This is a genomic window from Actinomycetota bacterium (genome assembly GCA_030682655.1).
Classification (GTDB): Bacteria; Actinomycetota; Coriobacteriia; order Anaerosomatales; family JAUXNU01; genus JAUXNU01.
Genome location: JAUXNU010000019.1, coordinates 1 through 5,802, shown reverse-complemented (window position 1 = coordinate 5,802; position 5,802 = coordinate 1). Strand labels below are relative to the sequence as shown.

6 protein-coding genes are annotated in these 5,802 nt (G+C 64.4%); 2 read left to right on the top strand and 4 right to left on the bottom strand.

What is annotated here, in order from left to right; translation table 11 throughout:
- Positions 1 to 59 precede the first annotated feature (59 nt).
- Complete coding sequence (locus Q8K99_01195; GenBank protein ID MDP2181172.1) at positions 60 to 1,277, top strand: ISAzo13 family transposase; 1,218 nt, start codon at positions 60 to 62, stop codon at positions 1,275 to 1,277.
- Between the two features lie 210 nt (positions 1,278 to 1,487).
- On the opposite strand, the gene Q8K99_01190 is transcribed toward Q8K99_01195, so the two are convergent.
- Positions 1,488 to 2,093: a hypothetical protein gene (locus tag Q8K99_01190; GenBank protein ID MDP2181171.1), complete on the bottom strand. Its 606-nt coding sequence runs from the start codon at positions 2,091 to 2,093 to the stop codon at positions 1,488 to 1,490.
- A gap of 134 nt (positions 2,094 to 2,227) precedes the next feature.
- Here Q8K99_01190 and Q8K99_01185 point away from each other — a divergent pair, with 134 nt between their 5' ends.
- Positions 2,228 to 3,322 (top strand): IS110 family transposase, encoded by a 1,095-nt coding sequence (locus tag Q8K99_01185; protein MDP2181170.1) that lies wholly within the window; start codon positions 2,228 to 2,230, stop codon positions 3,320 to 3,322.
- 462 nt (positions 3,323 to 3,784) lie between these two features.
- Here Q8K99_01185 and Q8K99_01180 read toward each other — a convergent pair whose 3' ends face one another.
- From Q8K99_01180 to Q8K99_01170, 3 genes are all read right to left on the bottom strand, one after another.
- Positions 3,785 to 4,207 carry a PIN domain-containing protein gene (locus tag Q8K99_01180; protein MDP2181169.1) on the bottom strand — a complete coding sequence of 141 codons (423 nt, stop codon included), beginning with the start codon at positions 4,205 to 4,207 and terminating at the stop codon, positions 3,785 to 3,787.
- Positions 4,204 to 4,446: a DUF6364 family protein gene (locus Q8K99_01175; GenBank protein MDP2181168.1), complete on the bottom strand. Its 243-nt coding sequence runs from the start codon at positions 4,444 to 4,446 to the stop codon at positions 4,204 to 4,206. Before Q8K99_01175 ends, Q8K99_01180 begins: the two co-directional genes overlap by 4 nt.
- Before the next feature lie 86 nt (positions 4,447 to 4,532).
- Positions 4,533 to 5,774: an ISL3 family transposase gene (locus Q8K99_01170; protein ID MDP2181167.1), complete on the bottom strand. Its 1,242-nt coding sequence runs from the start codon at positions 5,772 to 5,774 to the stop codon at positions 4,533 to 4,535.
- Between the last annotated feature and the right edge of the window lie 28 nt (positions 5,775 to 5,802).

Below are 5,802 nucleotides of genomic sequence, written 5' to 3'. Positions count from 1 at the left end.
ACTAAGGAAGCGTCAAACAACAAGTAGGAGATTGGCTGGTGATGTCGAAGTAAGATCGTATGATCAACGAGCATGCGATCGGAGAGCGCTATCGGGCGCTCGCGGGAGAGTTCGATGAGAGACGTCGACGCCTGTGGGCGGCGGCGGAGGCTCGCACTTGCGGACGTGGCGGGATCGCCGCCGTGGCGCGGGCGACGGGGATCTCTGTGGGCACGATCAAGCGCGGCCTCGACGACCTCGACTCGCCCGTGTGCTTCTCTGCGGACAGGGTCCGCCGGGCAGGCGGCGGCCGCAAGTCCCTCGCTGAGACTGATCCGACGCTTCTGACCGACCTCAAGGACCTCGTCGACGACGATGCCCGCGGCGACCCCGAATCACCTCTGCGCTGGACGGCGAAGAGCGTGCGCACGCTCGCCGGCGCACTGCGTGAGCGCGGCCATCGGGTCAGCCACGAGACGGTCGCCAAGCACCTGCGCGGAATGGGCTACAGCCTGCAGGCCAACCGCAAGACCAAGGAGGGTGCCTCGCACCCTGACCGCGACGCGCAGTTTCGCCATATCAACACCAAGGTCTCCGCGGCGCTTGAGGCCGGCGAGCCGGCGATCTCCGTCGACACCAAGAAGAAGGAGCTCGTCGGGGACTTCAAGAACGCCGGCCGCGAGTGGCGCCCGAAGGGCTCACCGGTCCCGGTCCTGGTCCACGACTTCAAAGACAAGGAACTCGGCAAGGTCAACCCCTACGGCATCTTTGACATCGCCGGCAACGCAGGCTGGGTCAGCGTCGGGATCGACGCCGATACCGCCGAGTTCGCGGTCGCCGCGATCCAAAGCTGGTGGGAGCACCTCGGCGCGAAGCGCTACCCGAACGCCAAGATCCTGACGATCACCGCGGACTGCGGCGGCTCAAACGGCAATCGCCTGCGCCTTTGGAAGACCGAACTCCAGCGGCTCGCCGACGAGACGGACCTCGCCATCTCGGTGTGCCATTTCCCACCCGGCACCTCCAAGTGGAACAAGATCGAGCACCGCCTGTTCAGCTTCATCACCCGCAACTGGCGCGGACAGCCGCTCGTCTCGCGCCAGGCGATCGTCTCGCTGATCGGCGCCACCACCTCGAGCGCCGGGCTCGAGGTCTATGCCCGGCTCGACGAGCGCTCCTACCAACGCGGCGTCAGGGTCTCAGACGCCCAACTGGCGACAGTCAACCTCACCCGAGATGAGTTCCATCCCGAATGGAACTATGTGATCCATCCCCGCAACCGCTCAGTTGTTGTTTGACGCTTCCTAAGCGCGAATGCGCCGAGAATGAGTCCCACGACAAGCAGGATGACCCCAAGTACTCTCACGAGTCCCCCATTCAACGCTTCGGCCTAACGTGTTACGGCATGAGCGGCGGGTTTCGCCGTTCATGTTGATTCTATCTCGCGCCGTCCGCTCGATGCCGGGGTTAGGTGAATCGGAATGGCCTCGGGGCTTCGCCAGCCGTGCTCACTGCGAGGCCCGTGGTTCACCGACGACCACGTGGTCTTGAAACTGCCGAAGGAACGCCTCCGACTCATCGCCTACCACCAGATAGGTCGATACGCCGTCGAGAGAGTCGCGCATGCGCACGGTTGCGGCCGGGCCTGGTAGGAACGACGACACCGCGACAAGCGCCTGGCCGCCAAGGGCCTGGTCGTCCGTCTGTGTCACCGATTCGATGTTGGCGCGCGGGATGTGGACGGTGTCGTTCGCGGTCCCGAGTATCAGTTCGTCGCACGAGAGAACCGGACTGTGCGCAACGCGAACCCCCGTCTGGAAGCGCCAGGTCTTCGCCACTACCCAACCCACGACCGGAAGACCGACCAGGTAGACCCACTGTCCCGTGATCCTGGCGAAGTCCACCATCCCGACAGCTATCAGAACCGCGAGCGCGACCGTGCCGACGAGAGAGCCAGTGAGATAGCGCCGAATGCGTCCCGCGTCGGTCTCCGCAGGTGGCCTCGCTACCGCGACACGGGCGAGGTGATCCGAGTACCGGATCCAGAACACATAGCCGAGGACGTTCGCGAGTGCTGCGAGAAGCAAAACGCGTGTGGAAACGGCCATCGCCATCCAGCAGCCCTACCCCTCACTCCAGTGTGAACCGATTTCACCTAGTCACCATGAGATGGCCGGCCCGAATCCGCGTATAACGTGGATCATCCGCGGGAACACGCCCGCGGTGCCGACACACGGAGGGACCGGCCATGCAACAGCTTACCCATATCGGGCTGGACGTGCACAAGGAGACCATCGCGGTGGCGGTGTTGCGCCCTGACTCGGTCACGTTCGACGAGCGGGTGATACCCAACACACCCGAGGCGATCCGCAAACTGCTTTCACGCTACCCCGACCCGTCAGCGATCGCGACATGCTACGAGGCCGGACCGACGGGTTACGACACCCACCGGCTCGTGACCTCACTCGGCTTCCCCTGTGACGTGATCGCGCCCTCGCTTATCCCCAAGAGATCCGGCGTGCGCGTCAAGACCGATCGCGTCGACGCACGAAACCTGGCACGACTCCATCGTGCCGGCGAGCTCACCGCGATCCGCGTCCCGACGCCTTGCGAGGAGGCCGTGCGTGACCTCGTGCGCGCACGCGAGGAGATCAAGGCCGACAGGAGGATCGCCAGACAGAGGATCAGGAGCTTCCTCCTGCGCTACGGCAAGCGCTATCCGAAGGGGTCGGACAGGTGGTCTTCCCGCTTCGAGGTGTGGATGCGGGCGCTTCGCTTCGACGAGCCTTTCGCGCAGACCGCCTTCGAACATCTGCTGGGCGCCTACTTCATGCGTGATTCACAGCTTTCCGCCGTCGACCGTCAGATCGAGGAGATCGCGCTTCTCGAACCGCTCGCCACCGGCGTGGCGCGCCTTCGTGCGTTCCGGGGCATCGACACGCTCACCGCGGTGACGATATTGACCGAGACGTGTGACTTCAGGAGGTTCCCCTCGGCGTCGGCCTATATGGCGTTCACGGGACTCGTGCCGAGCGAACACTCGAGCGGGGCGTCGAAACACCAGGGGTCGATCACCAAGACCGGCAACGTCCACATACGCCGGGTCCTCGTGGAGGCCGCCTGGGCCTACCGGCACGCACCGGCCGTGCGCGGGAAGTTGAAGAAGCGCCAGGAAGGACAACCGCCCGAGATCGTGGCGTACTCCTGGGCCGCGCAGTGCCGCCTGAACGCCGCCTACCGCAAACTCGCCGCCAGGAAGGGCGCCAACAAGGCGGCCGTCGCTGTGGCCCGAGAACTCTCCGGATTCGTCTGGGGTGCGATGACCGGGAACATGGGGGCGTAAACACAGTCATGCACGCGGGCGGGCGACACAGAACCGGAGAGATCCTCGCACACGTTATGCGACTCTGTAAGCGCGCTTCTAGTGGGAGGCAGGCTCCGGCAGGACCGAGATGTGGGGTTCCAATCCCCGGATATCAGCATGGTCGATCGCCGTTCCCATGTGCCCGCCCGCTTGCATCTACTCAAGGGCGAAGACCACCATGAGACCCACGAGGTTGACTGGCCATCTCATATCAACGTGTTGCGGATAACCAGCAAACCGGCCCCGCGAACATTCCAAGCCGAGAATACCTCACAAGGCCGGTTTGTCTGTGTTGATCCGCTTGTTGGAAAAGCCATCCATACCGTTCAACCCGGTTGTGCAGTGATCGCGACGAGCAGTTCGTACGGGTCGAACACAGTGGTGGTCGCCTTCGTGAAGTCGCGGCCGTTGCAGGTGACGCCCGGCCGCCCGGCGCATCGTTCAGTCTCTCCGCGAAGCGATGGTCGCGAGTAGCTCGTGCGGCTCGAAGACGGGTATCGTGGCCTTGGTGAAGTCCTGGGTGTTGCGCGTGACGATCGCGCTGACGCCGGCGGCGCGGGCAGCCTCGTGTGCGACCGCGTCCTCGTAGTCGCTGAAGCCGCTGTCGAGGGCTCGCTGGAGCACCCCGTCGTCCACTGTCGCGACATCGAACATGCCCAGCAGCGTTCGGACCTGGTCGTGCGCGCGCTTGGACCCGAGCCCCTTTGCCGTCATGTAGTACGCGGTCGTCACCGCGGTTGCGCAGACCGAGCCCTTGACACGGCCGTTGTCCACGAGCGAGAACAGCTTCGATGCCACCTCGATGTACGGTTCCCTTTCGAGCAGGATGTCCAGGAGGATGTTGGTGTCGAACAGCACCTTCATCGGTACTTCTCCTCCAGATACCGGTGGTAGTCCTCCTCAGTGACGCCAGTGCCCTTGAGCGAGCCGATGAGGGAGCGGACGCGCGGGGTGATCTCCGTCCCGGGGATCTCCTCGTCCGACTCGATGAGGGAGAAGTAGTCCGCGACGAGGCGGGAGACAGACTTGCCCGACCGGTCCGAGTAGTCCTTGGCCTTGCGAATGAGCTGGTCGTCCAACCTGAGCGTGAGCTTCGTGTTCATGGTGCACCCTCCATACGTATACCCGTACACATATTGTACGTCACAACACAGCAGACGTAAACAGGATCTTGTGACACATGTGTGGGTCATGCCAGACCTCTTCCGGGTAGCGGGGGGCACAGTCCGGACAGGGTCAGTTGGGCCAGTGCTATCAGTGCGAACGGATCGTGGAAACCGTATGCACGTTGCTGTATGAGCCGGATCTTGGCGTTGACGGATTCGACGCGTCCGTTGGTGAGGCCATGGCGGAGCATGGCTTCGATGGCGCTGCGCTGACGGACTATCGTTCTAGCGACCTTCTCAAACGCCGCAAGGCCGCTTGCCGTCGCCCACTCTATCCAGCCGTCCAGAAGTGGGATGGCCGCCTCCGCCGGCTGCCGCAGCAACAGGCGGAGCTGCTCCTTGAGGAGGTAGGCGCGGTACAGGTCCGAGTTGTCGGCCTCCAGCCGGGCGAGCACGTCGCTTTGGCGGCAGGTCAGGTTCTCCGGGTTCTTCAGAAGCGCCCAGCGGGTACCCTTGACCTCGCCAGCGAGCTCTCTGTCGCCGCTTCTGCGCTGCTCGTTCCACAGTTCCCTGCGGACGGTGTCGACCGCGTCGTTGACCCAGGAGACGATGTGGAACGCATCCAGGCAGACCTCGGCTCCCTCGCAGTGCGAGCGGACGGTGTCATGTATCCACTCGGCCCCGTCGCAGGTCACATGCGTGATCCGGCTCCGCCGCTCCTGTCCCAGCTCGGCGAAGAACATCTCAAGCGTCGCTTTCGAGTTTCCCGGATGCGCCCACACGAGGCGTCCGGTGTCGTGGCACACAACCACGGTCAGATAGCGATGGCCCCGCCTGTAGCTGGTCTCGTCGATGCCTATCCGGCCCAGGCCGTCGAGCAGGTCCACGCCCGCCCCGCGCTCCTCCACGACTCGCCTCAAGCATCGCCCGACGGTGCGCCAGGAGATCCGCATCAGCACGCCGACCGTGCTTTGGCTCGTGTTCGTCGAAAGCCAGGCGACCTGGTCCTCGAAGTCGTGCGTGAATCCCGCGCCAGCCCGCGCCCAAGTCACTCGCGCGACCACCACCCCGTGCTCGGGACAGCGAACTCGCGGGGCCTCGGCTTCGAGCCAGACCATGACCGTGCCGAAGTCCATCACGCGCCAGCGGCGACGCCCCCGCCCGTTGTCGTGGCCGCCGCACCGCCGTCCGCACCGGCTGCAACGCCGTTGCTGGCGCTTGTGGAGCCGCACCTTGATCACCACGTCGTCGCCCTCGAAGTCAAAGCCCTCGATCACGACTTTCTCGACACCCAATATCCGCTTCAATAGACTGGCTGTGCGCACGTCGTCCTCCATGGCTCGGTTTCCTGAC

What these genes read in the sequence shown, in the direction of transcription:
- Q8K99_01195 (MDP2181172.1), top strand. Translation starts at nt 60, where the DNA reads ATGATCAACGAGCATGCGATCGGAGAGCGCTATCGGGCGCTCGCGGGA.
- Q8K99_01190 (MDP2181171.1), bottom strand. Translation starts at nt 2,093, where the DNA reads ATGGCGATGGCCGTTTCCACACGCGTTTTGCTTCTCGCAGCACTCGCG.
- Q8K99_01185 (MDP2181170.1), top strand. Translation starts at nt 2,228, where the DNA reads ATGCAACAGCTTACCCATATCGGGCTGGACGTGCACAAGGAGACCATC.
- Q8K99_01180 (MDP2181169.1), bottom strand. Translation starts at nt 4,207, where the DNA reads ATGAAGGTGCTGTTCGACACCAACATCCTCCTGGACATCCTGCTCGAA.
- Q8K99_01175 (MDP2181168.1), bottom strand. Translation starts at nt 4,446, where the DNA reads ATGAACACGAAGCTCACGCTCAGGTTGGACGACCAGCTCATTCGCAAG.